Origin of the sequence: Klebsiella sp. B345, assembly GCF_051131735.1 — a bacterium.
Classification (GTDB): domain Bacteria; phylum Pseudomonadota; class Gammaproteobacteria; order Enterobacterales; family Enterobacteriaceae; genus Klebsiella.
The window spans coordinates 2,583,332-2,610,074 of the sequence record NZ_CP180443.1; the positions used below are offsets into that span (position 1 = coordinate 2,583,332).

At 55.8% G+C, this 26,743-nt stretch carries 24 protein-coding genes; 9 read left to right on the forward strand and 15 right to left on the reverse strand.

What is annotated here, in order from left to right:
- The first annotated feature begins 199 nt into the window (after positions 1-199).
- Positions 200-847 carry a bactofilin family protein gene (locus ACMYSO_RS12215; RefSeq protein WP_434670640.1) on the forward strand — a complete coding sequence of 216 codons (648 nt, stop codon included), beginning with the start codon at positions 200-202 and terminating at the stop codon, positions 845-847.
- 267 nt (positions 848-1,114) lie between these two features.
- Positions 1,115-1,591 carry an N-acetyltransferase gene (gene yhhY, locus ACMYSO_RS12220; RefSeq protein ID WP_434670794.1) on the forward strand — a complete coding sequence of 159 codons (477 nt, stop codon included), beginning with the start codon at positions 1,115-1,117 and terminating at the stop codon, positions 1,589-1,591.
- Positions 1,592-1,644: 53 nt separating this feature from the next.
- Here the strand turns inward: yhhY and ggt are convergent, their stop codons facing one another.
- Positions 1,645-3,387 carry a gamma-glutamyltransferase gene (gene ggt, locus ACMYSO_RS12225; RefSeq protein WP_434670641.1) on the reverse strand — a complete coding sequence of 581 codons (1,743 nt, stop codon included), beginning with the start codon at positions 3,385-3,387 and terminating at the stop codon, positions 1,645-1,647.
- Between the two features lie 180 nt (positions 3,388-3,567).
- Here ggt and ACMYSO_RS12230 point away from each other — a divergent pair, with 180 nt between their 5' ends.
- On the forward strand, positions 3,568-3,891 hold the full coding sequence (locus ACMYSO_RS12230; protein WP_123757296.1) for a DUF2756 family protein: 324 nt from the start codon (positions 3,568-3,570) through the stop codon (positions 3,889-3,891).
- An 18-nt stretch (positions 3,892-3,909) separates the two neighbouring features.
- Here the strand turns inward: ACMYSO_RS12230 and ugpQ are convergent, their stop codons facing one another.
- From ugpQ to ugpB, 5 genes are all read right to left on the reverse strand, one after another.
- The gene (gene ugpQ / locus ACMYSO_RS12235; protein WP_434670642.1) at positions 3,910-4,650 is read right to left on the reverse strand and encodes a glycerophosphodiester phosphodiesterase; all 741 of its coding nucleotides are present in this window, start codon (positions 4,648-4,650) and stop codon (positions 3,910-3,912) included.
- Positions 4,647-5,717 (reverse strand): sn-glycerol-3-phosphate import ATP-binding protein UgpC, encoded by a 1,071-nt coding sequence (locus ACMYSO_RS12240; protein ID WP_434670644.1) that lies wholly within the window; start codon positions 5,715-5,717, stop codon positions 4,647-4,649. The genes ugpQ and ACMYSO_RS12240 overlap by 4 nt, the downstream gene beginning before the upstream one ends.
- A gap of 1 nt (position 5,718) precedes the next feature.
- Positions 5,719-6,564 carry a sn-glycerol-3-phosphate ABC transporter permease UgpE gene (ugpE, locus tag ACMYSO_RS12245; RefSeq protein WP_123757293.1) on the reverse strand — a complete coding sequence of 282 codons (846 nt, stop codon included), beginning with the start codon at positions 6,562-6,564 and terminating at the stop codon, positions 5,719-5,721.
- Positions 6,561-7,448, reverse strand: coding sequence for a sn-glycerol-3-phosphate ABC transporter permease UgpA (ugpA, locus tag ACMYSO_RS12250; RefSeq protein ID WP_434670646.1), 888 nt, complete (start codon positions 7,446-7,448; stop codon positions 6,561-6,563). Before ugpA ends, ugpE begins: the two co-directional genes overlap by 4 nt.
- Before the next feature lie 105 nt (positions 7,449-7,553).
- A complete protein-coding gene (ugpB, locus tag ACMYSO_RS12255; protein ID WP_434582692.1) occupies positions 7,554-8,870 on the reverse strand; it encodes a sn-glycerol-3-phosphate ABC transporter substrate-binding protein UgpB in 1,317 nt (438 codons plus the stop codon).
- Between the two features lie 280 nt (positions 8,871-9,150).
- On the opposite strand from ugpB, the gene ACMYSO_RS12260 reads away from it, so the two are divergent.
- The 4 genes from ACMYSO_RS12260 to ACMYSO_RS12275 all read left to right on the forward strand — a co-directional run bounded on the left by ACMYSO_RS12260 (position 9,151) and on the right by ACMYSO_RS12275 (position 13,999).
- Positions 9,151-9,918: an IclR family transcriptional regulator gene (locus tag ACMYSO_RS12260; RefSeq protein ID WP_434670648.1), complete on the forward strand. Its 768-nt coding sequence runs from the start codon at positions 9,151-9,153 to the stop codon at positions 9,916-9,918.
- 222 nt (positions 9,919-10,140) lie between these two features.
- Positions 10,141-11,040 (forward strand): dihydrodipicolinate synthase family protein, encoded by a 900-nt coding sequence (locus tag ACMYSO_RS12265; protein ID WP_434670649.1) that lies wholly within the window; start codon positions 10,141-10,143, stop codon positions 11,038-11,040.
- A gap of 18 nt (positions 11,041-11,058) precedes the next feature.
- Positions 11,059-12,369 (forward strand): MFS transporter, encoded by a 1,311-nt coding sequence (locus ACMYSO_RS12270; RefSeq protein WP_434670795.1) that lies wholly within the window; start codon positions 11,059-11,061, stop codon positions 12,367-12,369.
- A gap of 34 nt (positions 12,370-12,403) precedes the next feature.
- Positions 12,404-13,999: a UxaA family hydrolase gene (locus ACMYSO_RS12275; RefSeq protein ID WP_434670650.1), complete on the forward strand. Its 1,596-nt coding sequence runs from the start codon at positions 12,404-12,406 to the stop codon at positions 13,997-13,999.
- 46 nt (positions 14,000-14,045) lie between these two features.
- On the opposite strand, the gene livF is transcribed toward ACMYSO_RS12275, so the two are convergent.
- From livF to livK, 5 genes are read right to left on the reverse strand one after another with little or no spacing between them, the layout of a single operon-like run.
- On the reverse strand, positions 14,046-14,759 hold the full coding sequence (livF, locus tag ACMYSO_RS12280) for a high-affinity branched-chain amino acid ABC transporter ATP-binding protein LivF (protein ID WP_123757290.1): 714 nt from the start codon (positions 14,757-14,759) through the stop codon (positions 14,046-14,048).
- 2 nt (positions 14,760-14,761) lie between these two features.
- Positions 14,762-15,529 carry a high-affinity branched-chain amino acid ABC transporter ATP-binding protein LivG gene (livG, locus tag ACMYSO_RS12285; protein ID WP_434670651.1) on the reverse strand — a complete coding sequence of 256 codons (768 nt, stop codon included), beginning with the start codon at positions 15,527-15,529 and terminating at the stop codon, positions 14,762-14,764.
- Complete coding sequence (livM, locus tag ACMYSO_RS12290; RefSeq protein ID WP_434582690.1) at positions 15,526-16,803, reverse strand: branched chain amino acid ABC transporter permease LivM; 1,278 nt, start codon at positions 16,801-16,803, stop codon at positions 15,526-15,528. The genes livG and livM overlap by 4 nt, the downstream gene beginning before the upstream one ends.
- Positions 16,800-17,726: a high-affinity branched-chain amino acid ABC transporter permease LivH gene (gene livH, locus ACMYSO_RS12295; RefSeq protein ID WP_123757287.1), complete on the reverse strand. Its 927-nt coding sequence runs from the start codon at positions 17,724-17,726 to the stop codon at positions 16,800-16,802. Before livH ends, livM begins: the two co-directional genes overlap by 4 nt.
- Positions 17,727-17,779: 53 nt before the next feature.
- Positions 17,780-18,889, reverse strand: coding sequence for a high-affinity branched-chain amino acid ABC transporter substrate-binding protein LivK (livK, locus tag ACMYSO_RS12300; RefSeq protein WP_434670653.1), 1,110 nt, complete (start codon positions 18,887-18,889; stop codon positions 17,780-17,782).
- A 545-nt stretch (positions 18,890-19,434) separates the two neighbouring features.
- Here livK and panM point away from each other — a divergent pair.
- Positions 19,435-19,818 (forward strand): aspartate 1-decarboxylase autocleavage activator PanM, encoded by a 384-nt coding sequence (gene panM, locus ACMYSO_RS12305; protein WP_434670654.1) that lies wholly within the window; start codon positions 19,435-19,437, stop codon positions 19,816-19,818.
- Between the two features lie 164 nt (positions 19,819-19,982).
- Here the strand turns inward: panM and livJ are convergent, their stop codons facing one another.
- The 3 genes from livJ to ACMYSO_RS12320 all read right to left on the reverse strand — a co-directional run bounded on the left by livJ (position 19,983) and on the right by ACMYSO_RS12320 (position 23,999).
- Positions 19,983-21,086: a branched chain amino acid ABC transporter substrate-binding protein LivJ gene (gene livJ, locus ACMYSO_RS12310; protein ID WP_434582688.1), complete on the reverse strand. Its 1,104-nt coding sequence runs from the start codon at positions 21,084-21,086 to the stop codon at positions 19,983-19,985.
- Between the two features lie 257 nt (positions 21,087-21,343).
- Positions 21,344-22,588 (reverse strand): aromatic amino acid transport family protein, encoded by a 1,245-nt coding sequence (locus tag ACMYSO_RS12315; RefSeq protein WP_434670655.1) that lies wholly within the window; start codon positions 22,586-22,588, stop codon positions 21,344-21,346.
- Positions 22,589-22,733: 145 nt separating this feature from the next.
- Complete coding sequence (locus tag ACMYSO_RS12320; RefSeq protein ID WP_434582686.1) at positions 22,734-23,999, reverse strand: 4-aminobutyrate--2-oxoglutarate transaminase; 1,266 nt, start codon at positions 23,997-23,999, stop codon at positions 22,734-22,736.
- Positions 24,000-24,117: 118 nt separating this feature from the next.
- Between ACMYSO_RS12320 and ACMYSO_RS12325 the strand changes: the two genes are divergently transcribed.
- Positions 24,118-25,641 carry a PLP-dependent aminotransferase family protein gene (locus ACMYSO_RS12325; RefSeq protein ID WP_434670656.1) on the forward strand — a complete coding sequence of 508 codons (1,524 nt, stop codon included), beginning with the start codon at positions 24,118-24,120 and terminating at the stop codon, positions 25,639-25,641.
- Positions 25,642-25,692: 51 nt separating this feature from the next.
- Here the strand turns inward: ACMYSO_RS12325 and rpoH are convergent, their stop codons facing one another.
- Positions 25,693-26,547 carry an RNA polymerase sigma factor RpoH gene (gene rpoH / locus ACMYSO_RS12330; RefSeq protein ID WP_123757280.1) on the reverse strand — a complete coding sequence of 285 codons (855 nt, stop codon included), beginning with the start codon at positions 26,545-26,547 and terminating at the stop codon, positions 25,693-25,695.
- Between the last annotated feature and the right edge of the window lie 196 nt (positions 26,548-26,743).

A 26,743-nucleotide genomic window follows, 5' to 3' on the forward strand; every position in this document is an offset into this window, starting at 1 on the left:
AATATTTCAATCATTACACATACTAAATATTTATAACTTAATGATAAGTAATACTATTTTAAACTAAATTGCTATCAAAGCCTTGTTCCTTGCGTGTAAAGTCGGGAGACAAGAATCCAGAGCGGATGATGTTTATACCATTCCGTTCCAGGGGCAAATCACTGCCGCCAACGCAGTCCAGGAAGCACCATCGACCTACATGGAAAGACGATATTTTGCGTTAAACAGCGCGCTGCTCTGCTGGTTGCTGGGACTGGTGGCCTGGTGTTTCGAGGCCATGCACCTGGTCGGGCTGGCAGCCGCACTTTCCATCACCGCTTTCATCCTTCATTTCCAGTACCAGCAGGTTAAACTCATGTTCAAAAAGAAGAATACTCCCCTGACGCCCGCCTCCTCTTACGATGAGGCCACCACGCATCACGAACCCGGTAAATCCCATGAACCCACAGTGGTTGCCAGCGGCGTCAATGTGGAAGGCAATATCGTTGCCGATGGTAACGTCGATATTTATGGCTCTCTGGCAGGTAACATCGATGCGAAAGAGAGCCAGATTACGGTCAAACATGGCGGGCGAGTCGAAGGCAATATCGTTTGTCGCACCTTGATTATTGACGGCAGCGTGGCAGGCCAGTGCACCAGTGACAGCATTGAAATCGAGGAAAACGGCAGGGTGACCGGGACTCTGATCTACAGCACCCTGGCGATGAAAAAAGGCGCCGTATTCTGCGGCCAGGCTGAGGTCATGCCGGCACTGAGCGACAAACCTGAAGCGCCATTATTGAAAAACAATCGTGGAGAGAAAAAACCTGGGACGGAGGCCGCGCTATCGACCACCCCTTCCGCGTGAGGGCCTGAAAAAACGCAAAAAAAAAGCCAGCACCTGGCTGGCTAAAGTAATACTGGAAGCAATGTGAGCAATGTCGTGCTTTCAGGCTTTCCGCAAGGGTCTCCCTGAATGCAGGACAATAATAATCATTCTCATTCGCACTTGTCTACCTCTTTTTGCAAAAATTAGCCGTTGACGCCTTTTTTAAAGTCAGGGATGTTTAAAAGAACCATTGAGCACACAAAGCCTGATATTCAGGTACAAGGGAGAAGAGGAATGAGTGAGATAGTGATACGCCACGCTGAACCGCGCGATGCAGAACCTTTACGCCAGCTGACTGCACACCCGGAGGTCTATCACGACACGCTACAGCTCCCGCATCCGTCAATGGAAATGTGGCAGGAACGGCTAAAACCCCGGCCGCACGGCCACCACCTGGTTGCCACGATCGCCGAGCAGGTCGTCGGCCACCTGATGCTCAGCGTCGAACCCCGACCACGCCGAAGCCATGTCGCTACTTTCGGGATGACCGTGGCGGCGCCGTTCCAGGGTCGCGGCGTTGGCAGCGCCCTGATGCGCGAAATGATCGGCCTGTGCGATAACTGGTTGCGGGTTGAGCGGATCGAGCTCACGGTGTTTGCCGATAACGCCGCCGCCGTTGCCGTCTATCGCAAATATGGTTTTGTCGTTGAAGGGACCGGACGGAAATTCGCGCTGCGCAACGGCGAGTATGTCGATGCGCACTTTATGGCGCGCCTGAAGTAGAACTTAAGACAGGGCTACAGGCCGGGCGCACGACGTGCAGCCCGGCCATTGACTCAGTATCCTGCGGTTAAATCCCCCGGCGAGCGCGGGTCAGAAGCGCCGTATAGCGTGCCGTCCGGGCCAACCATAATGCTCTGTGTGCTGCCCATCGCCTCCTTCAGCTCCACTTTTTGCCCCTTCTGTTCCAGCAGTTTCAGCGTATCCGGGCTAAAGCCCTTCTCCACCCGCAGCTCATCTGGCAGCCATTGATGGTGGAAGCGCGGCGCGTTGGTGGCTTCCGCGACGTTCATGCCGAAATCAATCGTATCCACCACCATCTGCAGGACGGTGGTAATAATGCGGCTGCCGCCCGGGCTGCCGGTCACCAGCCAGGTTTTGCCCTCTTTCACTACGATGGTCGGCGACATCGACGACAGCGGACGTTTTTTCGGCCCGACGGCATTGGCATCGCCGCCCACCAGCCCGTAGACGTTCGGTACGCCCGGTTTTGCCGAGAAATCATCCATCTGGTTATTCATCAGGATCCCGGAACTGCCCGCGACAATCCCGGTGCCAAAAACGGTGTTCAGCGTATAGGTGACCGCCACCGCATTGCCGTCTTTATCCACCACCGAGAAGTGGGTGGTCTGGTTGCTTTCATAGGGCGCCAGCTTGCCGGGACGGATCTGGCTGGAGGGCTTAGCTTTGTTGATATCAATCTGATCGGCAATCGATTTAGCGTAAGCCTTGTTGGTTAAGGCCTGCCACGGCACGCTAACAAAGTCCGGGTCACCGAGATACTCCGAGCGGTCGGCATAGGCATGTTTTTCGGCCTCCGCCATCACCTGCATGGCGTCTGCGCTGCCGAAGCCATATTTCTGCATATCGAAGTTTTCGAGAATATTGAGGATCTGCACGATGTGGATCCCACCGGACGACGGCGGCGGCATCGAGAACACCTGGTAACCACGGTACTCACCGGCAATCGGCGTACGCTCAACCGCCTTGTAGCCTGCGAGGTCCGCCCGGGTTATCAGGCCACCGTTTTTCTGCATCTCTTCGGCGATCTGATCGGCAATCGCCCCTTTATAAAACGCATCCGGGCCGTGCTCGGCGATCAGCTCGAGGCTTTTCCCCAGCTGTTTTTGTACCAGCTTGTCGCCCTTCTTCAGCGGCTCGCCGTTTTTCCAGAAGATGGCCTTGCTGTTTGGGTGCTGTGGGATGACTTCGCTTCCGTAGGTTTTCAGGTCATCAGCCAGCGCATCGTTAACCGTGAAGCCCTCTTCTGCCAGCTTGATAGCCGGTCGCATCACCTTGTTGAGCGGCAGCGTGCCGTACTTTTCCAGCGCTAATGAGAAGCCAGCAACGGTGCCCGGAGTACCGGAGGCCAGATGCGAAGTGAGCGATTTTTTACTGTCCGGGTTGCCGTGGTCATCGAGGAACATGTCCCGGGTGGCCTGCTCCGGCGCCATTTCGCGAAAATCTATCGCCGTGGTGTGCCCGTCTTTGGTCCGCAGCATCATAAACCCGCCGCCGCCAATGTTACCGGCCTGCGGATGCGTGACCGCCAGCGCATAGCCCACCGCCACCGCGGCATCAACGGCATTCCCGCCCTGGCGTAAAATATCGACCCCAACCCGGGTGGCCAGCGCGTCCACCGAGGCCACCATTCCCTGCTGCGCGCGAACCGGATGAAAGACATCCGCTTCAACACCGTAAGATACCGGCGACGGGGCGGGATTTGCCGCGACGGTAAAACTCCCGCCGGCCAGCAAAACTGCGATGACCACCTGACGCCATAAACGTTTTGTTATCATTGTCTTACTCCTGAAATGTATTTTTATCCCCGTATACACCCTAAATACTTCAGGCTGCCTGTACGTTGCCGACAACACGAAATATTCAGGGTTTAAGCCTGGCTGATAAGTCTTAAAAAATCATTGTTATGCCGGAAAGGAGGTACACTTAAGCGATCCCACACACGGGAGGAGAGAACGATGAAAGCACTATTTTTTCTGGCGGCACTGATGCCGCTCAGCGTCCTGGCGCAGCCGCTTAACACCACCAACAACCCCAACCAACCGGGGTATGTTGTCCCCAGCCAGCAGCGGATGCAGAACCAGATGCAGGTCCAGCAGCAGCAGCACCAGAGCATGCTGAAACAGGATATGCAGAACCAGACTCGCGCCCAGCAGCAGCATCTTCAGACCCAGCTCAACAATAATCAGCAGCGGGTCACCCAGAGCGGGAATTTGAATTCGTCACAGCAGATGTTGCCGAATAGCAACGGGGGAATGCTGCATCAGCAGACGACGCCATAGGCGCCGCCTGCAGTCAGCTCAGGGCTGAAAATCGGGGCCGATAACGTCGATGGCGTCGGTGCAGAGGCAATCGACGCCCCAGCGTAACAGCTCTGCCGCCCGCTGGGGTTGGTTCACGGTATACACGAGGATGTGCAGGCCAGCCTCCTTCAGATGGGCAACGCGCGCCGCATCCAGCAGCTTGTGGTTGAGGTGAATCGACACGCAGCCCAATCGGGTGGTCAGCTCGCGCCAGTCTTCACGCCACTCATCCAGCAACAGCCCGCGCGGTAGCTCGGGCACCGCGTGCTGGGCGGCTTCCAGCGCATCAATTTCAAACGACGAGAGCAGCGGCGGGGTCATGCCCTGCCACAGCTCGCGGGCCGCCAGCGCCACCGTTTTGCCGGTCAGCGGACCGGTGCCGGTGGTCGGCTTAATTTCGATATTCGCCATCATGCCGTGCTGACGGCAGCGGTCGGCGACCTCAGCCAGCAGCGGTAGCGGCTCACCTTTGAATTCGGCGCTGTACCAGCTTCCGGCATCGGCTTTCAGCAGATCGCGCCACGGCAGCTCTCCGGCAATGCCCCAGCCGTTGCTGGTGCGTTCCAGATTGTCATCGTGCAGCAAAAAGATCTCGCCGTCTTTCGACAGCTTGGCGTCGAACTCGATCATCGTATGGCCGAATCGCGCGCCAACGTCGATGGCCGCCAGGGTGTTTTCCGGCGCCAGTTTACCGCCGCCACGATGGGCGACGATGTGGGGATAAGGCCAGTGACTCATGCGCGTTGTCCTGTTTCACCATCAAAGAGGTGCAGATGTTCCCTGGGCAGCTGCAGCCACAGCGTACAGCCCGCCGCTGGACGCTGCTGGTGTGGCAATCTGACCACCAGCTTCTGTTCGCCCCAGCGCCCGTGGGCCAGGTTATCGGCACCTAAAATTTCCAGCGTATCCATCACCAGCGGTACGCCACCTTCCGCCTGGGAGCTTAATGCAAAATGCTCCGGGCGGATACCCAGCGTCATCTTACGCCCGGCGTACTGACGATGCCCGTTATTCAGCGGCAAACGCATGCCGCCCTCCAGCTCAAAGTCATTCCCCTCGGCGCTAACGCGCCCTTCCAGCAGGTTCATCGCCGGGCTGCCGATAAAGCTCGCAACAAAACGGCTGGCCGGTTTTTCGTAAACTTCCACCGGGGTGCCAATCTGTTCGGCAATCCCTTTATTCATGACCATCACCCGCTGGGCAAGGGTCATCGCTTCTACCTGATCGTGGGTGACGTACAGCGAGGTGGTTTTCAGGCGACGATGCAACTGTTGCAGTTCGAGACGCATCTGCACCCGCAGCTTGGCATCGAGGTTGGACAGCGGCTCATCAAACAGAAACACCGCCGGGTCGCGCACAATCGCGCGGCCCATTGCCACACGCTGACGCTGGCCGCCTGACAGCTCACGCGGGCGACGTTGCAGCAGGCCATCAAGCTCCAGAATACGCGCCGCTTCCTGCACCCGTTCGGCGATCAGCCCTTTGCCCATCCCGCGGATCTTCAGCCCCCAGGCCATGTTCTCTTCGACGCTCATGTGCGGGTAGAGGGCGTAGTTCTGGAACACCATCGCGATACCGCGATCCTTCGGTTCCATTTCGGTAACGCGCTTGCGGTCAATCCAGATATCGCCGCTGCTGACGCGCTCAAGACCGGCCACCATGCGCAGCAGCGTCGATTTTCCACAGCCGGACGGACCGACCATCACGATAAATTCGCCATCCGCGACGTCCAGCGTCAGCGGTTGGATCACCTGGGTTTTGCCATCCCAGCTTTTGGTTACTGCCTGTAGTTTTAAACCTGCCATTTTATTTCTCGCTGTCCACTAAGCCACGCACAAACGCACGCTGCATGGTTAAAACAATAACAACCGGGGGAATAAGCGTGAGCAGCATCGCCGCCATCACCTGGTTCCACTGGGTGGTGCCCTCGCCGGTGGCGATCATGCCTTTGATGCCCGCCACCGCGGTGCCAAGGTTGACGTCCTGGATAATCAGCAGCGGCCACAGATACTGGTTCCAGCCGTAGATAAAGGTGATCACAAACAGCGCCGCAAGATTGGTTTTCGACAGCGGCAGCACGATGTCGCGGAAAAAGCGCATCGGCGAAGCACCGTCGATACGTGCCGCTTCAATCAGCTCATCCGGCAGCGTCATAAAGAACTGGCGGAACAAGAAGGTGGCGGTCGCCGAGGCCATCAGCGGCAGCGTCAGTCCGGCGTAGCTGTCGAGCATTTTCAGGTTGGCGATAACTTCTACCGTCGGAAAAATACGGACCTCAACCGGCAGCATCAGGGTGATAAAAATCATCCAGAAGAACAGGTTACGCAGAGGAAAACGGAACCAGACAATGGCGAATGCCGAGAGCATCGACACCACAATTTTCCCCACCGTGATGCCGAATGCCATGATGAAGCTGTTAAGCATCATCAACCAGAATGGCGCGCTGTTCGCCCCGACGCCCTGGGTCCAGATGGTGGCCATGTTGTCCAGCAGGTGCCCGCCGGGGATCAGCGTCATCGGCGTCTCAAACACCGCCTTGTTATCCAGCGTCGCCGCGACAAACGCGACATACAGCGGGAACAGGATCACCGCAATCCCCACGATCAACATGGTGTGGCTGAAAATCGTCAGCCCGCGACGGTTCTCAATCATTGGTAGCGCACCTTACTTTCAACATAGCGGAACTGAACCACCGTCAGCACAATTACCAGCAGCATCAACACCACCGACTGGGCAGCGGAAGCGGAGAGATCCAGACCGGCGAAGCCTTCGCGGTAGATCTTATAGATCAACGTGGTAGTCGCCTGTACCGGGCCACCGGCGGTAGCCGCATCGATCACCGGGAAGGTATCGAAGAAGGCGTAGACCAGGTTGACCACCAGCAGGAAGAAGCTGACCGGCGCGATCAGCGGCAGCGCCAGCTTAAAGAAACGCCGCACCGGCCCGGCGCCATCAATGGCGGCGGCCTCGACCAGCGATCGCGGAATTGACTGCAATGCCGCGAAGAAAAACAGGAAGTTGTAGCTGATCTGCTTCCAGACCGACGCAAAGACCACCAGGAACATCGCCTGGCCGCTGTTTTGCGCATGGTTCCAGTCGTAACCCATCTCGGCGAGGAAGTGAGTAATTAGCCCGCGCCCGGGGTTAAAGAGGAAAATCCACAGTACTGCCGCCACCGCTGGCGCCACCGCATAGGGCAGCAGCATCAGGGTCTGATAAAAGCGGCTGCCGCGCACGACGTAGTCCACCAGGGCCGCAAAAAACAGGGAGATGATCAGGCCGCTGAAGGTCACCAGCGTGCTGAACTTAATGGTGGTCCAGAACGAGGCCAGATAGTACGGGTCATGGGCCAGGGTCATGAAGTTGTCCAGACCAACGAACTGACTCGAAAGACCAAATGGATCAACGCTTTGTAGCGAATACCACAGCGCTTCACCCGCGGGCCAGATAAAGAAAATAACGGTGATAATCAGCTGCGGCGCGACCAGCACATAGGGCAACCAACGCGAGCGGAATACCGGACGGGATGATGACATAAGGGAACTCTTCTTCAGAAAACGCCGGGAGGCGACATGCGCCCGACCCGGCCTACAAAATCTCGAACGACAGGCCCGGCCAGCATCACGCCGCCGGGCACAGGGTTAAGACTTCGTCGACTGCTCGAAACGGCGCAGCAGCTGGTTACCACGTTCAACCGCTGAATCCAGCGCCTGCTGTGGCGTCTTCTTACCGGTCCACACGCTCTCCAGTTCCTCATCCACAATGGTGCGGATCTGCGGCATGTTGCCCAGACGCAGGCCTTTGGTGAACGGCAACGGCGGCTTGTTCAGCATCTGGCGAGTGGCGATATCCGCGCCCGGATTTTTCTCGTAGAAGCCTTGCTGGCGGGTCAGGTCATACGCGGCGGTGGTGATCGGCAGATAGCCGGTTTTCTGGTGCCATTCCGCGGCGATTTCCGGTTTAGCGAGGTATTCGAGGAATTTCGCCACGCCGGTGTAAGTGTCTTTGTCTTTACCTTGCATCACCCACAGGCTGGCTCCGCCGATAATGGCGTTCTGCGGCGCGCCTTTCACGTCGGCGTCGTACGGCATCATGCCCACGCCGTAGTTGAATTTGGCGTACTGGCGAATATCCGCCAGCGAACCGGAAGAGGCAGTGGTAATGGCGCAGTCACCGTTATAGAACTTCTCGGTGGACTCGTCTTTGCGCCCGAAGTAGCTGAAGTCGCCCTTCTTGTTCATCGCTTCCAGCATGGCGATATGCTTCACCTGCTCCGGCTTGTTGAACTCCAGTACCGCGTCGGTACCGTCGAAGCCGTTGTTTTTGGTCGCCACCGGCAGACCATGCCAGGCGCTGAAGTTTTCAATTTGGATCCAGCCCTGCCAGCCGCTGGCGTAACCGCACTTCATGCCCGCCGCTTTCAGCTTATCGGTATAGGCGGCCAGCTCCTGCCAGGTTTTCGGCGGCTGCTCCGGGTCTAAACCGGCTTTTTTGAAGGCGTCTTTGTTGTAGTACAGCACCGGCGTAGAGCTGTTAAACGGCTGGGAGAGGAGATGGCCGCTTTTTGAATCGGTGTAGTAACCGGAAACGGTCGGCACGAACTGCGATTCATCGAACTTAATGCCCGCATCACTGAACACCTGATACACCGGCTTAATGGCTTTCGAGGCCATCATCGTCGCGGTACCGACTTCATACACCTGCAGCAGCGCGGGCGCGTTACCGGTACGGAATGCAGCAATACCGGCACTCAGGCTCTGTTCATAGTTACCTTTGTACACCGGCGTAATTTTGTAATCCGGATTGGCTGCGTTGAAACGTTGCGCCAGAGAATCAACTTCTTTGCCCAGCTCCCCTTCCATTGAGTGCCAGAACGGGATGGTGGTGACTGCCAGCGCCTGACCGGCACATGCCAGACTGAGCGCCAGTCCTAAAGCTGTATGTCGTAACGATATCATCGGTTATCTCTCTTGTTGTTCCAGATGCGCGATTTCACGCGTTTTATGTTCGCGGGGGTAACATGACATGCTCGAATTACAGAAAAATAACTTTTTTATTACAAAAAAAGATAGTAAGGCGTCAAAGAGATGGCAAGACGATGAAAGATCGGAGACAGGAAAGTGGGAGCTGTGACACGTCATGGGGATAATTCCCGGCCGGGCTACAGATAAGTGGCAATCTGTAGTTAAATAGAGTTCGTTTAAGAGCACTCTCCGGCGAACCGTCACAAGGACAAACATGAAGACGCTTCACAAACCCACCGAGCGCGTTTTACTTATTCTCGAAACATTAGCCAATGTGGATGGGATGACGCTGTCTGAGCTGTCGCTCAAAACGGATATTTCTAAAGGAACGATTTTCCCCATTCTGAAGTCGTTGCAATACCGGAAATATATCAGCCACGATGAGCGCAACGGCATTTATACGCTCGGGATCTCATGCGCAGTCCTCGCCAGCGCCACCGTTGAAAAAGAGTTCTGGCTAAAAATGATTAATAGCGAGATGCAGGCGGTCGTCAACGAATGCAACGAAGTCTGCCAGCTCGGTATCCTCGACGACGCCTGGGTGCTCTATGTGGATAAAGTGCAGGGCGACCAGACCGTACAGCTGGTCTCTAAGGTCGGCACTCGCCTTCCGGCGATCTGTTCCGCGCTGGGTAAAGCGCTGCTGCATAAACACCGTGATGACGAGATTCAGGAACTTTACCCGCAGGGTCTGCCTTGCGTCACCCCACGCAGCATCACCAGCATGGCCGAGCTTCGTCAACAGTTAACCCAGGTCGCCAGCAACGGCTATGCCATGGACAACCGGGAAGTGAATGAAGACACAATCTGCTTCGCCGTTCCCCTGCAGCAAAAAGAGACCATTCTGGCGGCCATCAGCGTCTCCTTACCGGCCTTCCGGGCCAGCGAGGAAAAAACACAGCAGGTGATCCAGTCCTTAAAAAACGCGAAAGCGCGTATCGAAAGCGTGCTGAATAAGCTGCCCGAAATCAAAAACTACTGACCGTCCTCTCCCGGCCACAGGAAGTGTGATTACACACACATTACCGATATTTAATCACCTACTGTGGCACCTGACTCAGCTGTCTATTTCTCCATCAATTCATTGAATTAATCATTTTTTCGCCACTTTTTCGTCGGTTTGACTTCGTATTCTCATCATGTTTACTTATGCTTGATTGCAAATACAAACACAGTTTGTATATACGAACAAAAGGAGCATAACATGCAAAGTCGTTACATCACCCCTGCCGTCACGGTATTTGATAGCCAGGGCAGACTGGATCCGGAAGGTAATTTCCGACTGTATGATTTCATCAAAAATAGCGTCTCCGGATTTGTCGTCATGGGCAGTACCGGCGAGTTTTTCTCTCTGGATATGAAAACGTCCCGTCAGATTATTCATATGGCAGCGGAGTTTCCGCGTGATGGAATAAAGGCCTACGCCGGAACCAGCCGCATGGATATTGACGAGTGCGTTGAACTGGCAAACTATGCCGATGAATGCGGGCTGGATGGCGTGATGATTATCAGCCCCTGGTACTTCCGCCTGACCGATGAGGCAATCTATACCTTTTACAGCCAGATAGCGCGCCGTACCGCGGCCAAAATCTTTATCTATAACTTCCCGGAACGTACCGGCTACTCCGTCTCACCCGACGTCTGCCTAAGACTCGCCCGCGAGTTCCCCAATATTATCGGCCTGAAAGACACGATTCCAGACACCGGTCATACGGCGCAGATCATTCGCCAGGTCAAATCCGAACGCCCGGATTTTGAAGTCTACGCCGGTTACGATAACAACTTCGCGCACAACGTTTTATCGGGCGGAAATGGTTGTATCGGCGGGTTATCCAATATTTGTCCTGAAATCTTCCGCGACTGGATGCAAGCGTTTAGCGACAACGACCTCAGCAAGGTGTCGTTATTCCAGCAAAAAGTCGATGATTTAATGGATATTTATGCGGTTAACGATCCTTTCATCCCGACGTTTAAAAAAGCATTACAACTGCGCGGAATTATTCAATCCGACCGCTGCACCGCGCCTTTTAACTCGCTGTCCATCGGCCAGACCGAAAGTATTCAACAGATACTTTCCCGTGCTGGTATTGCCATTGATGCCTGATCCCACCGTGGAGGTATGATGAAAACGATCACTGCTTACGACAACCCGGTACTCAATTCCGCGATCGCTAAATCGTGGAAGCGTCTGGTTCCGCTGATGTTTATCCTCTACTTCATCGCCTTTATTGACAGGGTCAATGTCGGCTTCGCCAAAGAGGCGATGCAGGTCGATATTGGGCTCTCCAACTCGGCCTTTGCCCTGGGGGCGGGGATATTTTTCGCCGCCTATGCGCTGTTCGGTATTCCCGCCAACCTGATCCTGAATAAGATTGGTGCGCAAAAATGGTTAAGCATCACCACCGTGCTGTGGGGCGTGCTCTCCGCGCTCACCGGCCTGGTGCAGACGGAAGCCCAGTTTATTATCCTGCGATTCTTATTGGGCTTAGGAGAAGCCGGTTTTTACCCCGGAATTCTGCTGCTGGCCTCGATCTACTTCCCTAACAAGGTTCGGGCTTCCGTGGTAGGTATTTTCGTGCTTGGCGTCCCGCTGGCGCTAACCTTAGGCTCGCCGGTTTCAGGTGCATTGCTGGAAATGCACGGATTTCTCGGTAAGCCCGGTTGGTTCTGGATGTTTTTCATCGAAGGGATCCCGGCCATCGTTATGGGGATCTTCGCCTGGTTCTGGCTGGATGATACGCCGGCCAAAGCGCGCTTTCTGACTGATGCCGAGAAAAAAGCGCTCATCAACCAGCTGCAGCAGGAACAGCGCCAGACGGAAACCAGCAGCGTCAGCACTGCACTAAAAAGCCTTAAAGTCTGGCACCTGGCATTGATCTACGGCACCATCCAAATCAGCGTTTACGGACTGATGTTCTTTCTGCCATCGCAGGTCGCCTCCCTGATGGGCTCCACGCTGGGTTTTAAAGAATCCCTCGTGGCCGCCATCCCCTGGGCCTGTTCCGCGGTCGGGGTCTACTACATTCCGCGACTGGCGGACAAAATGCCGGCACGCCGGGTGTTGATTGCAGTACTGTGCATGCTGGCGGCGGCGCTGGGACTGTTTGTGTCAGCCTGGTCGGGCCCGGTGTTGGCTATTGCCGCGCTGTCACTGTCGGCGATCGGCTTCCTCTCGGTGCAACCTATTTTCTGGACTTTCCCTGCACAGATCGTTTCCGGCTCGGCGCTGGCGGCCAGCATCGGTTTTTGTACCACCATGGGCGCCTTTTGTAGTTTCCTTGCCCCGCTGATTCGCGTTGAGGTTGATGCCTTCTTCGGTAACGATTCGGCAGGACTGATAGCCCTGTCGCTCATCACCGTGTGCTGCGCCTTGCTCATTGCCGCACTCGCCGGCAGAAAAGCGACCACTGGCGTCGCGCTTACCCACCACTAAAATCCTGCGGCACTGATAAAAAAGGATACATAGCATGCAGACCATCTTAAAAATTGACCCTACAGACAATTTGATCGTTGCACTGCAAGACTTACGCAAAGACCAGCGGGTTAACTGGAACAATGAAGAGTACGTTCTCCGTAGCAATGTCAAAGCCAAGCATAAGTTCGCCACTCAGGACATCCATCCCGGCGATATCGTCTCCCTGTACGGCGTGCCGGTTGGTAAAGCGACACAACCCATCACCCGGGGCGAGGCCGTCACCACCGACAATATCAAACACTATGCGGCCCCGGTGTCGCTGAATGACGAAGCGCCTTATCACTGGCAGCAGCCCGATGTCTCTGCCTGGCAGCATCGCACATTTCGCGGCATCATCCGCGAAGATGGGCGGGTCGCCACCGCGAACTATTGGCTGGTGATTCCGCTGGTATTCTGTGAAAACCGCAATGTTCAGCGCGTCACCGATGCACTGAACGACGCACTCGGCTATGCCAATAACAGCCTGAAAAACTTCGCCCGTCAGGTCACATCCACCGATGCCCTGAATGATAACCGCCATTTACCCTTCCCCCACCTTGACGGCATTCGCTGCATTACCGTCACTTCTGGCTGCGGCGGAGCGGCCTCAGACAGTATGACGATGTGCGACGTCCTGGCAGCCTATGCCGATCACCCCAATGTGCTCGGGGTGACGGTCTTTGCCTTAGGCTGCGAAAAGGCGCGAATTGTCGATTTCCAAACCGCCCTCGCCACACGCAATCCGCAGTTTAATAAGCCGGTTATCTACTTCCGGCAGCAGGACTGGAGCAGCGAAGAAAAAATGATGCAGGACGCGTTAAGCGCTACTTATAACGCGATTCGCGAAGCCCCGGTGGCCGAGCGCCAGGAGGTACCGCTCTCGCGGTTAAAAACGGGCGTAAAATGCGGCGCTTCCGACGGATTTTCGGGGATCAGCGCCAACCCGGCGATGGGTGAAGTATCCGATCGTCTTGTTGCCCTCGGGGGGGCTTCCGGGCTGGCGGAGTTCCCGGAGTTGTGCGGCGCGGAAGGGGACATCGTCCACCGCTGTCTCAATCGCGAGCTCAAAGAGAAGTTTCTGTCGCTGATGAAAAACTACGAACACGTTGCTAACTTTTTTGGCACCACCATCGCCGATAACCCAAGCCCGGGCAATATTGCGGATGGCTTGATTACCGATGCCATCAAATCCGCCGGAGCGGCCAAAAAAGGCGGAAGAGCGCCGGTAAGCGCGGTCTGCGACTACGCCGAGCCGATGGCCGAGCGCGGGCTTTCGCTGGTTTGTACGCCGGGCAATGATGTCGATGCGGTGACGGGACTGGTCGCCGCAGGCTGCAATATCGTGATCTTCTCAACGGGACTGGGCACGCCAACGGGAAACCCGATCGTGCCGGTGCTCAAGGTCTCGACCAATACCGCGCTAGCCAAAAAAATGCCGGATATTATCGATTATGACTGCGGTCCGATTATCGAAGGCACGCCGCTATCTGACATCGCCGATGGGCTGTTTGAGAAAATCATCGCCACCGCCAGCGGCAGCTGGCGTACCAGAGCGGATACGCTGGAACAGTATGATTTTATGCTGTGGAAACGCTCGCTGGAGCTGTGATCTGGCCAGCAGCATGCCCGGCCTGCGCCGGGCGTGCTGTACAGGATTAGCCGCCCAGATAGGCGCTGCGTACCGCCTCGTTAGCCAGCAACGCGTCGCCGGTATCTTCCAGCACCACGTGGCCGTTTTCCAGCACGTAGCCACGGTCGGCCAGCTTCAGCGCCTGGTTGGCGTTTTGCTCGACGAGGAAAATGGTCATCCCCTGCTCGCGCAGCTGTTCGATAGTGTTGAAAATCTGCTGAATGATAATCGGCGCCAGCCCCAGGGACGGCTCGTCAAGCAGTAGCAGACGCGGCTGGCTCATCAGCGCACGGCCGATGGCCAACATCTGCTGCTCGCCGCCGGACATGGTGCCCGCTCGCTGAATACGACGCTCAAGCAGGCGCGGGAACAGTTCGTAAACCCACTGAATGCGGCTCTGGAACTGATCGCGGTCGGCAAAAAAGCCGCCCATCGCCAGGTTCTCTTCTACCGTCATCCGCGAGAAGACCCGGCGCCCTTCCGGCACAATCGCCACCGCTTCACGCATGATTTTCGCAGTCTGCCAGTCGGTAATATCTTTACCATCAAAGACCACTTTGCCGCTGGAGGCCCGCGGGTCACCGCACAGCGTACCGAGCAGCGTGGTTTTACCCGCACCGTTGGCGCCAATCAGGGTGACGATCTCCCCCTGATTAATGTGCAGACTGACGTTATGCAGCGCCTGAATCTTGCCGTAGTGGGCGCTCACGTTGTCAAAAGATAACATCACTTTTTCCATACTTATGCCTCACCAAGGTATGCGCGGATCACGTCCGGGTTATTGCGGATCTCTTCCGGCGTACCGTTAGCCAACGGCGTGCCCTGGTTAACCACATAAATACGATCGGAAATGCCCATCACCAGCTTCATATCATGCTCAATCAGCAGGATGGTGGTGTTGTGATGGCTACGCAGCTCGGCAATCAGCTCGTCCAGCTCTTTGGTCTCTTTCGGGTTCAGACCCGCAGCCGGTTCATCCAGCATCAGAATTTCCGGCTGGGTCACCATGCAACGGGCGATTTCCAGACGTCGCTGGTCACCATAGGCCAGGTTGCTGGCCTGACGGTTGGCGTGCTCCAGCAGGCCGATACGATCCAGCCAGGTGGCGGCACGGTCCAGCGCTTCGCTCTGAGCGCGACGGAAGGATGGCGTTTTCAGCAGCCCGGAAAATACCCCGGTTTTCAGCTGCTGATGTTGCGCCACCAGCAGGTTTTCAATCACCGTCATTTCACGGAACAGACGCACGTGCTGGAAGGTCCGCACCACGCCCATCCGGGCAATCTGCTGACCCGGCAACCCTTCGAGATGCTGATCGCGCAGCTTAATGGTCCCACCGGTGGGCTTATAAAAACCGGTCAGGCAGTTAAAGACCGTGGTTTTGCCGGCGCCGTTAGGGCCAATCAGCGAGACGATCTCCTGCGGGCGCAGCTCGAGCGACACGTTGTTGACCGCCAACAGGCCGCCGAAGCGCATCATCAGGCCGCTGACGGATAATAATGGCTGACTCATGCCTGCTCTCCTTTCGCCTGAACTTTTTTCAGCTTCAGCTGCGGGCGCGTCATTGGCAGCAGTCCTTGTGGACGCCAGATCATCATCAGCACCATCAAACCACCCAGCATCAACATGCTGTATTCGTTGAAATCACGCATCAGTTCGCGTGACACCACCAGCAGCACCGCCGCAAGGATCACCGCAAACTGCGAGCCCATGCCACCCAGAACCACAATCGCCAGCACGAAAGCCGACTCGGCAAAGGTGAAGGATTCCGGGCTGACGAAGCCCTGACGTGCGGCAAACAGCGTCCCGGCAAAACCGGCAAACGCGGCGCTGATGGTAAAGGCGGTCAGCTTGATGCGCGTCGGGCTAAGGCCCAGCGAACGGCAGGCAATTTCATCCTCACGCAGTGCTTCCCACGCGCGCCCCAGCGGCATGCGCAGCAGACGGTTGATCACAAACAGCGACAGCACCACCAGCAGCAGCGCCACCAGATAGAGGAAAATGACCCGATCGCCCGGATCGTACTTCATACCAAAGAAGTTACTGAAGGTATCCCAGCCGCCTTCACGGGCGCTACGGCTAAACTCAAGGCCAAACAGCGTCGGCTTAGGGATCTGGCTGATGCCGTTCGGGCCGCCGGTCACTTCGGTATTATTGAGCAGCAGGATACGCACGATTTCGCCGAAGCCCAGCGTCACAATAGCCAGATAGTCACCGCGCAGGCGCAGCACCGGGAAGCCCAGCAGGAAGCCCGCGGCGGCAGATACCAGGCCCGCCAGCGGCAGGCAGGTCCAGAAGCCGAGGCCGTAATAGTGGTTCAGCAGCGCAAAGGTATAGGCGCCGATGGCATAGAAGCCGCCGTAACCCAGCACCAGCAGGCCTGACAGCCCTACTACCACGTTAAGCCCCAGTCCCAGGATGATATAAATCATCGTCAGGGTGGCAATATCCACCGTACCGCGCGACACCATAAACGGCCACGCCACGGCGATCACCAGCAGTGCCACCAGGAACAGCTTCTGCTTCACCGTCGACCCGTCGATGGCCGGCATAATGAACTTCGGCCCGGAGACATTTTTCAGGGTTTTCTGGAACAGCGGACGCATCAACTGGAAGAAGAAGACCACCGCGGTGCCGATAAAGATCCACTGCCAGCGGATATCGGCGGCGGTATCCACCACCAGTTTGGTGCCGTCCAGCTCCAGCTGCACGCCCATAAACACGCCGGCCAGAACAAAGAACATCGCTGCAGACAGCAGCGACATCGCAATATGCATCGGTTTCATACTTTCTCTACCTCCGGACGACCCAGAATGCCGGTAGGCATCACCAACAGCACCAGAATCAACAACGCGAAGGAGACCACGTCTTTATATTCCGTGCTGAGGTAGGCAGAAGAGAGCGCTTCGGCAATGCCGAGGATCAGCCCGCCGATCATCGCGCCAGGGATACTACCGATGCCGCCAAGTACCGCAGCAGTAAAGGCTTTCATCCCGGCCATAAAGCCGATATACGGGTTGATAACGCCATAAAACTGACCCAGCAGAACGCCCGCTACCGCCGCCATTGCCGCGCCGATAACAAACGTCAGGGCAATCACCCGGTCGGTGTTAATCCCGAGCAGGCTCGCCATTTTCAGGTCTTCAGCACAGGCACGACAGGCGCGGCCCATGCGGGAGTAGCGAATAAACAGCGTCAGTGCCAGCATCGCCACAAAGGTCACGACCCAAATCACCAACTGCATGGTGGTGATGGTCGCAGAGAAGTTTTCGCTGCTGCCCACCGTCCACTGGCCATTAAACAAGCTCGGCAGCGCCACATCGCGCGACCCTTCCGTCAGGCTGACGTAGTTTTGCAGGAAGATAGACATCCCGATGGCGGAGATCAGCGCAATCAGGCGCTTGGAGCTACGCACCGGCCGATAGGCCACGCGCTCGATGCTCCAGCCGTAGGCGCTGGCGATAACAATCGCCCCGACAAAACCTGCGGCCACCAGCAGCCAGCTGGTATCAATTCCCATCATCATCAGGGCGGCAATGATCATGAAGGAGACGTAGCTGCCAATCATGTAGACCTCGCCATGGGCGAAGTTAATCATGCCGATAATGCCGTACACCATCGTATAACCGATGGCGATCAGCGCGTAAGTACTGCCCAGCGTGACGCCGTTGAACATCTGCTGCAGAAAGTAGAGAAACTGCTCGGACATAAGGTAACCTTTTTCATGCCGCCCGTTTTATGCGGGCGGTGGGATAACGCATCTTATTTGGCGACAGAGGATGATCCATCTGCATGCCACTGGAAGACACCAAACTCAAATCCCTTCAAATCGCCTTTTTCGTCCCAATTCAGCGGCCCAATCACGGTTTTCGCCCCGTGAGCTTTCAGATCTTTAATTAAGTCCAGCGGTTCCTGGCTGCTACTTCTGTCCATTGCCTGGGCTAACGACTGCACAGCAGCGTAAGTAATCCAGACATACGGGCCACTCGGATCTTTTTTCTCTGCTTTCAGCGCCTCGACGATGGCACTGTTCGCCGGGTCCTGATCGTAGCGTTTCGGCATCGTCACCAGCATGCCTTCTGCAGCTGTACCGGCGATGTTAGACAGCGATGCGTTACCCACGCCTTCCGGTCCCATAAACACGGTTTTCAGGCCCACGGAGCGTGCCTGGCGCAGCATCTGCCCCATTTCCGGGTAGTAGCCACCGTAGTAGACGAAATCGATATTCTCTTTTTGCAGGCGGGCCAGCAGCGCCGAGAAGTCTTTTTCACCAGCGGTAATGCCGTCGAAGAAGACAATGTTAGCGTTGGCTTTTTTCAGGCTATCCTGGACGGAACGCGCCAGACCTTCACCGTATTGCTGCTTATCGTGGATGATGGCGATACGTTGCGGCTTCACTTTTTCCAGAATGTATTTCGCGGCGGTCGGCCCCTGGGAAGAGTCCAGACCAGCGGTGCGCATAATGTACTGGTAGCCGCGCTGCGTCAGTTCCGGGTTGGTGGCGCCCGGGGAGATCATCAGAATGCCTTCATCTTCGTAGATGTCAGAAGCGGGCTGGGTGGAAGAAGAGCACAGGTGACCGATGACATACTGGATGCCTTCGTTAACAATTTTGTTCGCTACCGCGACGGCCTGTTTCGGGTCGCAGGCATCGTCAAATTCAACGCCAACCAGCTTATCGCCCTTAATGCCGCCCTGCGCGTTGATGTCTTTGATTGCCTGGCGCGCGCCGTTGAACTCCATGTCGCCCCACTGAGCGACCGGGCCGGACATCGCGCCGACAACCGCAACTTTAATATCTTTGGCCATAACCGTGTGCGACATCGCCAGTGCGACAAACCCCGCAATAATCGTTTTCGCGTTCCTGTTCATGCTGCAGAACCCCGTTCGTGATGTGGTGTATACCCGTCATACTTCAAGCTGCATGGGCGTTGGCTGTACTCGTTCACCCTAGTCACTTACTTCAGTAAGCTCCTGGGGATTCTCTGCGTCGCCGCCTTCCTGCAACTCGAATTATTTAGGGTTTATATATTTTGTATTTTTATGGTTAAAAAGCATTCTGTGCTTTTATTAAACAACGCTACTTTTACCATTGTCTTTAAGGGTTTAGCGAAGTTTTTGCCTTATTTTAGAGTAAAATCTCTATATTTCAGGCTATTAAGCGAAGATAATATTCTGAAATAAGTCGAAGATAAACAAAAAAAGTCCCGTTCCCAGCATAATATAACGATACATAAGGCGGAATAAAACGCTGCACATTAGGTTAAAATTCTGCTTATTTTTCGATCCATGACGCATTGCGCTACTCTGATCACCCCAGGAAAACGAATCCCCTAATGAACAGGAAAAAAACAGCGCCCTGCCTGACGGCAAATTTAGGTACACTGAGCCCTTCATTTTGACGGGGCAAGCTGTGCATGAAACTGACCATTATTCGATTACCGCGCTTCAGCGAACAGGATCGCATCGACTTAGGGAAAATTTGGCCGTCACAGGATCTCGACGCGATCCCGCTGGACGACCATCACCGGATTTACGCTGCCCGTTTTAACGAGCGTCTGCTGGCTGCCGTGCGCGTGACGTTAAGTGACGATGCAGGCGAGCTCAGCGCGCTCTGCGTACGCGAAGTCACCCGTCGACGTGGCGTCGGGCAATATTTGGTGGAAGAGATCCTGCAAGATAACCCGGAGATCGGCCGCTGGCGGGTCAACGCAGCTGGCGTAGAAGACAAGTCGGTAATGTCGGCATTTATGCAGGCGCTGGGCTTTAGCGCACAGCAGGACGGCTGGGAAAAACGTTAAGAACATCCCGGGTATCCGGGCGATAGCATGACCATTCATTTAACCGAGGATTTCATGCTACAGGCAGGCGGCAAGCGTCGAAATCCCCGGTCACTTACATTAGTAAGTGACCGGGGATGAGCAGCACAGCCAACACACCTGTAGCGTGAAAGGCGAAGGTTAAATTATTTGGCGTCGGTGGCGGTGCCATCCGCATGCCAGGTAAACACGCCGAACTCGAAGCCCTTCAGGTCGCCCTTCGCATCCCATGACAGCGGCCCCATCACGGTATCAACAGAGTTTGCCTTCAGGTATTTCACGATTTCTGCCGGGTCTGCGGATTGATTCAGGCCAGCATCCAGCGACTGGATTGCCGCATAGGTGGTCCAGACGAACGCGCCGCTCGGATCCTGTTTTTTGGCTTTAATCGCGTCAACAATCGGTTTGTTCGCCGGTACCTGATCGTAGTTCTTCGGCTTCGTTACCAGCATGCCTTCAGCGGACTGACCGGCGATGTTAGACAGCGAAACGTTGGCCACGCCTTCCGGGCCCATAAACTGCGTTTTCAGGCCTGCGGCACGTGACTGGCGCAGAATCTGCCCCATTTCCGGGTGGTAGCCACCGTAGTAAACGAAGTCGATATTTTCTTTCTTCAGACGTGCAACCAGCGTGGAGAAGTCTTTCTCACCGGCGGTGATACCGTCAAAGAAGACGATGTTCGCGCCGCCTTTCTTCAGGCCATCCTGTACCGCACGGGCCAGGCCTTCACCATACTGCTGCTTGTCGTGAACGATAGCGATGCGCTGCGGCTTCACTTTCTCGATAATATATTTTGCCGCCGTCGGACCCTGGTCAGAATCCAGGCCGGTGGTACGCAGAATCATTTTATAACCACGCGCGGTCAGCTCCGGAGCCGTCGCCGCTGGCGTAATCATCAGAATGCCTTCGTCTTCATAGATATCGGATGCTGGCTGGGTAGAAGAAGAGCATAAGTGGCCAATAACGTACTTAATGCCATCGTTAACCACTTTGTTGGCAACCGCTACCGCCTGTTTCGGGTCGCAAGCGTCATCATACTTAACAATCTGCAGCTTATTGCCTTTGATCCCGCCTTTGGCGTTGATATCAGCAACCGCCTGCTCGGCACCGGTAAACTCCTGGTCGCCATACTGCGCTACCGGACCAGACATCGCGCCAACCACGGCAATTTTGATGTCTTCTGCCAGCGCGGCATTGCTCATAATCAAGGCGATACATCCTGCCAGTAACGCTTTACCCTTCATGTTCATCCTGAGGCTCCCCATTATTATGGTTTTTGCATTTGTTGTGATGTTGTTTTTTAGCGCATTATTCTAATTTGAGTCATAAGAAAAGCATATGACGCCTATTTTAAGGTCTGCCGCCTGCGCTTTTGCAGCACACTATGCTAAACATACCGTCATTCAGGAGAATTTGAAATGACAAAATTGCGGGCTATGTAACAGATAAGTGACAAATAAAAAACCGCGCCAGGATCAACCGGGCGCGGTGGAGTCAAGTCGCCAGATTACCAACCGGCGGGCAGGTAGCCCAACGCGGAAGCTATTGCGTAAACGGCGCTACAAAGATACAGCAACACAATGAAGGTCTGGATAAGCGGATGGGTTATCGCCGCCGGACACACCCAGCCCGGGGTAATATCACCACGCTGGCGGGCGCCTTTGAGCATCAGAATCGGCATGATGGACAAAATCACTCCACTAAACACCCCGGCAAAATAGAGCGCATTCACAAACGACACCATCCCGCTGTAGGCCAGAACAAAAGGCGGAACCGCGACAACCACCAGCACCATCAGGCGTTTAACCGGCTGTTCGTCGTTCCCGAGACGGAACTGGTCGAAAATATTGGTCAGGAAGCTGCCTCCCAGGCCCCAGTAGGAAGTCAGCATGGCGCACAGGGCAAACAGGTTGGCAGAGAAAAAGGCCCACTCACCGAGCGCCCGTCCCCAGGAGATGGTCGCGACATCGGAAATATTATCCAGCCCGCTGAGCGCAATCACCGACAGCGGAACCAGCGCCAGCAGAGCAAAAGTCAGCCCCATACCGACCATAATGGCCTTCGGCAGCTTCTCCGGTTTATCGGCGAACCCACGGGCCATTTCCGGGACAATATATTGCGCCGAGAAACAGAAGGCGACGACGTTGAACACCGGCACCATGTACAGCCAGTTACCGTCGAGCAGATAGCTGACCTGGGTTGTATCTTTGAGTAAGGTAGCGGTAACCAGCACGGCAATCATCACCACCATGCCGATACTGATAAACTTCTCACCGCGACCAATCGCCTTCAGCCCCAGATAGAGCACGCCTGCCGCCGGGATAAAAAACAGCACGCTGCCGATAGCCGGGGAGATGCCGAACAGCGAATGCAGTAACTTGCCGCTGCCGGTCATATAGGCGGTCAACGCGCCGACGCTGTTCACACATACGGACAGGAACATCATCAACGCCCCGAAGCGCCCGACATAGCGGTGCGACAGTCCGCTAAGCTGCAAATGTTTGCGGGTACGCAGAGTCGATTCGGCGACATAAAGCATGGTAATGGTGGTCAGGCTGCCGACGATAATCAGCCAGAACAGCAACGGTAGAAAACCGGCCTTACTGGAGGCATAAGCGATGGACAATACCCCGGCACCGATGTTGGTCCCGACGATCATCGACACCCCTTCAACGAAACTGAGGGATTTTGTAGGTACAGCAGTACGCTCCCGGTTCGTCAGAACCGAGGAAAAGGTGGAATTTTCAGACATAATATTTTCCGTTTTATTCCGGCGATCTGCGCCGCCGGAAAAAAGGTGATATCAGGGTGATAAGCCACTCACGCTGAGAACGAAAACCCCTGTGCAGCATCCTGTTTTATTCGGCTTCCCTGCCGCCGCACAGGCGTGTGGCGTGTTATCCCTTGAGGATGCGCGCCAGAATATCCAGTGCCTTAGTAAACTGCGCGTCTGGAATGGTTAACGGATACAGGAAACGGATAACGTTGCCATAAACGCCACAGCTCAGCAGCAGCAGGCCATTTTCCTGTGCTTTCTGTTGGATCTGGCGGGTAAACTCCGGTGATGGCTCGCCAGTCTGCGGATCGTTGAACTCGACGGCCACCATCGATCCTTGACCACGAATATCAACAATCGCCGGGCAATGCTGACGCGCCTGCTGCAGCACCTCTTTCAGATGGCTGCCGAGTTGCTCCGCGCGCTGGCACAGTTGCTCTTCATCAATCACATCGAGGACCGCATGAGCCGCCGCCACCGCCAGTGGGTTACCGGCATAGGTACCGCCAAGTCCACCCGGTGCCGGAGCGTCCATCACCTCGGCACGGCCAACAACGCCAGAGAGCGGGAAACCACCGGCGAGGCTTTTCGCCATCGTCATCAGATCCGGTTTCACATCGTAATGCTGCATGGCAAACAGCTTCCCGGTACGCGCAAAGCCCGTTTGCACCTCATCGGCAATCAGCAGAATGCCATGGGTATCGCACAGCGTACGCAGCGCCTGCATAAACTCTGGCGGCGCGACGTTAAAACCACCTTCGCCCTGAATCGGCTCGAGGACAATCGCCGCCACCTGGTCCGGGCCAATATCGGCTTTAAAGATGCGCTCCAGGCTCTTCATAGCATCAGCAGTGGTAATACCGTGGGCAGCATTCGGGTAGACCCCGTGATACACCGACCCCGGGAATGGACCAAAACCGATTTTGTACGGTGCGACCTTGCCGGTCAGCGCCATGGTCATAAAGGTACGACCGTGGAAACCGCCACCGAAGGTGATCAGCCCCGGGCGGCCGGTGTAGGCGCGGGCAATCTTCACCGCATTTTCTACGGCTTCAGCGCCGGTGGTGAAGAACGCGGTTTTTGCCGGGCCATCGATCGGCGCCAGCTCGTTAATACGCTCGGCCAGAGAGACGTAGCTTTCGTACGGGACAATCTGATACGCGGTGTGGGTAAAAGCCTGCAGCTGCTGTGCGACGGCCTCAACGATTTTCGGGTGACGATGGCCGGTGTTGAGCACGGCAATACCGGCAGCAAAATCGATCACCTCATTGCCTTCCACATCCCACAGCGTGGCATTTTCTGCTTTCTCAACAAAGTAGTTGCACATTACGCCTACGCCGCGCGGCGTCGCCTGCTGGCGACGTTGATTCAGTTCTGAACTTTTCACCCTCGAATCTCCTGTCATGTGTGTCACGTTATCGCAACAATTTCGAAACTATGTCGTTTATTTACACAGGAGTTGGCCCTATAATCGAGTACCAATTTAGATTATCTGAGGGATCCAATTGCGTTCACTCGTCGGCGACCTGGTGCTGGTCAGATTGCAGGAAGAGTCCGATCCACTCCTGCACAAACGCTTATATAACGCGGTCCGTCGCTCGATTCTGGACGGCTCTTTACCGCCCCACAGCCGCCTGCCGCCTTCACGAGATCTGGCCGGAGAGCTCGGCGTTTCAAGAAACACCATATTAACAACTTATGAACAACTTCTGGCGGAAGGATATGTTATTTCCCGACGGGGAAGCGGTACATTTGTCGCAAAAATAGGCCATGATGCCTCGTATTCTGCTGATAAAACCGATATAAACAGCAGCCCCCCGGCACCGACTCCCTACCTATCCCGTCGCGGCCAGCGTCTGCTCACGCACGTCAGCGCCAGCCCGCGTCAGTGGGGGGCTTTTATCCCCGGCGTGCCGGACGTCAACGCCTTTCCCCATCCGCTGTTCAGCAAGATTCAGGCCCGCATCAGCCGGCGCCCGAAGCCTGAGCGATTGAGCTACAGCTGCAATGGCGGCACGCCGGAATTGCAACAGGCGCTCGTCGATTACCTCAGAGTATCCCGCGGTGTGCATTGCCAGGCAGATCAAATTCTTATTACCGAAGGGATCCACCAGGCTATTGACCTGGTGACGCGCATGCTCTGTGACAACGGCGACCTGGCCTGGGTGGAAGAGCCATCCTACTGGGGGATACGCCACGTGCTGGGGATGAATGATGTGCGGATCGAGCCGGTGACCGTCGATGCCAACGGTTTGTGCCCCCCGGAGACGGTTGAGGAGGCGCCGCACCTGATTTTTGTCACCCCGTCGCATCAGTATCCGCTGGGGGCCGTGATGACGCTGGCGCGTCGTCAGCGCTTGCTGGCGCTGGCGCGTCAACACGGCAGTTGGATCGTCGAAGACGATTACGACAGTGAGTTTCGCTTTTCCGGCCAGCCGATCCCGGCGCTGCAGGGGCTGGTCGCCGATGCGCCAGTGGTCTACATCGGCACCTTCAGTAAGACCCTCTATCCCGGACTGCGGCTGGGTTATGTGGTGCTACCCCGGCCGTTGATTGGCGATCTTAAAAACGCCCATGCCGAGCTTTACCGCGGCGGCCACTCGTTGATTCAGATGGCGCTGGCGGAGTTTATTAATGCCGGTCACTACTCCGCCCATATTCGCCGAATGCGCCTGCTTTACAGCCGCCGTCGCGCCTGCCTGACGGAGCTCATCCAACGCTACTGCAACCCGCAGGCGTTGTCAGATTTCAGCGATAATGCCGGCCTGCATCTGATCCTCAATCTGCCGGACGAGGCGGATGATGTGGCGATCGCCAAAATGGCCAACGCCAGGCATATTCTGGTGCGCCCGCTGTCGCGCTACTACCTGACGGCCCGGCGTAAAAAGGGATTGTTGATGGGGTTTGCCAGCCTGCCAGAGACGCAAATGGAGCCGGCCTTCCAGGTTCTGCTGGAGTGCCTGCAGACGTTATGTCCCGAGGTGCTGGCCAACGGAGAAGGCGCAGAAAAACAAAACGCCCCAACGTAATGTGGGGCGTTATCAGGTGCCTGCGAAGAGGCGAGTGCTCACGCGGTCGCGTTATGCTTCGATAGCCATACGCAGTTTTTTCATCGCGTTTTTTTCCAGCTGGCGCACGCGCTCAGCCGACACGCCGTAACGATCGGCCAGTTCCTGCAGCGTCGACTTGTTGTCTTCGTCCAGCCAGCGGGCGCGGATGATGTCCTGGCTACGCTCGTCCAGGCCCTGCATCGCATCGGTCAGCTTGTTGGCCGCCTGCTCTTCCCAGTTATCATCTTCAATGCCGTCGGCAAAGTTAGAGGTTTTATCCTGCAGATAGAGCACCGGAGCCATCGGCTGGCTATCGGACTCGTCGTCCGACGACATGTCAAAGGTCATGTCCTGCGCCGCCATACGGGATTCCATCTCACGCACGTCTTTGCTCGACACGCCCAGCTCGCGGGCCACCATTTCGACTTCATCCTGGTTAAACCAGCCCAGACGCTGCTTGGTTTTACGCAGGTTAAAGAACAGTTTACGCTGCGCTTTGGTCGTTGCGACCTTCACAATACGCCAGTTACGCAGGACGTATTCGTGAATTTCAGCCTTGATCCAGTGCACGGCGAAGGAAACCAGACGCACGCCCACTTCCGGGTTGAAACGACGCACGGCTTTCATCAGGCCGATGTTGCCTTCCTGAATCAGATCCGCCTGCGGCAGGCCATAGCCCGAGTAATTACGAGCAATATGAACAACAAAGCGCAGGTGAGACAGAATCAGCCTTTTCGCTGCTTCCAGATCGCCCTGGTAATGCAGCTTTTCAGCAAGCTCCCGCTCTTCATCAGCCGACAACATCGGCCAAGTGTTCGCAGCCCGGATATACGATTCCAGGTTACCAACGGGGGCTAAAGCTAAAGTTTGCATATCTTTGGTCATTCAAATCCTCTCAATCGATATCGTCTGGCGCGGTGGCTTCCCATCACATGGGCAACAAACATGCCAGCATTTATGAGCAACGAGAATATCACCCACATTAGTATCAGACAGTGATTTTATCCACAAGTTCCATGCAACGATGTGAATAGATTACGCACAAAATGTGACATGGATATGAAAGCGTAGGGAAGAGACA

Coding starts and splice junctions, on each gene's coding strand:
- ACMYSO_RS12215 (WP_434670640.1), top strand. CDS start 200: ATGGAAAGACGATATTTTGCGTTAAACAGCGCGCTGCTCTGCTGGTTG.
- ggt (WP_434670641.1), bottom strand. CDS start 3,387: ATGATAACAAAACGTTTATGGCGTCAGGTGGTCATCGCAGTTTTGCTG.
- ACMYSO_RS12230 (WP_123757296.1), top strand. CDS start 3,568: ATGAAAGCACTATTTTTTCTGGCGGCACTGATGCCGCTCAGCGTCCTG.
- ugpQ (WP_434670642.1), bottom strand. CDS start 4,650: ATGAGTCACTGGCCTTATCCCCACATCGTCGCCCATCGTGGCGGCGGT.
- ACMYSO_RS12240 (WP_434670644.1), bottom strand. CDS start 5,717: ATGGCAGGTTTAAAACTACAGGCAGTAACCAAAAGCTGGGATGGCAAA.
- ugpE (WP_123757293.1), bottom strand. CDS start 6,564: ATGATTGAGAACCGTCGCGGGCTGACGATTTTCAGCCACACCATGTTG.
- ugpA (WP_434670646.1), bottom strand. CDS start 7,448: ATGTCATCATCCCGTCCGGTATTCCGCTCGCGTTGGTTGCCCTATGTG.
- ugpB (WP_434582692.1), bottom strand. CDS start 8,870: ATGATATCGTTACGACATACAGCTTTAGGACTGGCGCTCAGTCTGGCA.
- ACMYSO_RS12260 (WP_434670648.1), top strand. CDS start 9,151: ATGAAGACGCTTCACAAACCCACCGAGCGCGTTTTACTTATTCTCGAA.
- ACMYSO_RS12265 (WP_434670649.1), top strand. CDS start 10,141: ATGCAAAGTCGTTACATCACCCCTGCCGTCACGGTATTTGATAGCCAG.
- ACMYSO_RS12270 (WP_434670795.1), top strand. CDS start 11,059: ATGAAAACGATCACTGCTTACGACAACCCGGTACTCAATTCCGCGATC.
- ACMYSO_RS12275 (WP_434670650.1), top strand. CDS start 12,404: ATGCAGACCATCTTAAAAATTGACCCTACAGACAATTTGATCGTTGCA.
- livF (WP_123757290.1), bottom strand. CDS start 14,759: ATGGAAAAAGTGATGTTATCTTTTGACAACGTGAGCGCCCACTACGGC.
- livG (WP_434670651.1), bottom strand. CDS start 15,529: ATGAGTCAGCCATTATTATCCGTCAGCGGCCTGATGATGCGCTTCGGC.
- livM (WP_434582690.1), bottom strand. CDS start 16,803: ATGAAACCGATGCATATTGCGATGTCGCTGCTGTCTGCAGCGATGTTC.
- livH (WP_123757287.1), bottom strand. CDS start 17,726: ATGTCCGAGCAGTTTCTCTACTTTCTGCAGCAGATGTTCAACGGCGTC.
- livK (WP_434670653.1), bottom strand. CDS start 18,889: ATGAACAGGAACGCGAAAACGATTATTGCGGGGTTTGTCGCACTGGCG.
- panM (WP_434670654.1), top strand. CDS start 19,435: ATGAAACTGACCATTATTCGATTACCGCGCTTCAGCGAACAGGATCGC.
- livJ (WP_434582688.1), bottom strand. CDS start 21,086: ATGAACATGAAGGGTAAAGCGTTACTGGCAGGATGTATCGCCTTGATT.
- ACMYSO_RS12315 (WP_434670655.1), bottom strand. CDS start 22,588: ATGTCTGAAAATTCCACCTTTTCCTCGGTTCTGACGAACCGGGAGCGT.
- rpoH (WP_123757280.1), bottom strand. CDS start 26,547: ATGACCAAAGATATGCAAACTTTAGCTTTAGCCCCCGTTGGTAACCTG.